1 protein-coding gene is annotated in these 396 nt (G+C 65.7%); it reads right to left on the reverse strand.

Going from position 1 to position 396, the window contains the following annotated elements:
* A partial coding sequence (locus VT50_RS38055; protein WP_420822270.1) for a polyketide synthase dehydratase domain-containing protein occupies positions 1 to 364 on the reverse strand: 364 nt, incomplete at its 3' end.
* Positions 365 to 396 lie beyond the last annotated feature (32 nt).

A 396-nucleotide genomic window follows, 5' to 3' on the forward strand; every position in this document is an offset into this window, starting at 1 on the left:
CCGCCTCCAGCGCGAACCCACGCCACGAAAACGGCAACAAACTCCCCGAACCACCCGCCAGAGACCCACTGACACCCAACGCATGCAACGCCGCATCAAACAACGCCGGATGCAAACCAAACTGCCCCGCCCGCTCCCGCTCCTCCTCCGGCAACTCAACCTCAGCAAACACCTCACCCCCACGCCGCCACGCACGCCTCAACCCCTGGAAAACCGGCCCATACTCCAACCCGCTCTCCGCAGCCCGCACATACTCACCCGACACATCAACCAACTCAGCCCCCACCGGAGGCCACACACCAAAGTCGAACTGAGCCTCGGAGGCGGAGGGCGCAGAGCCGAGCACACCATGGGCGTGCCGCACCCATCCCGCACCCTCACCATCCGCCTCTTCCC

This window comes from Streptomyces antioxidans (assembly GCF_000968685.2).
GTDB classification, from domain to species: Bacteria; Actinomycetota; Actinomycetes; order Streptomycetales; family Streptomycetaceae; genus Streptomyces; species Streptomyces antioxidans.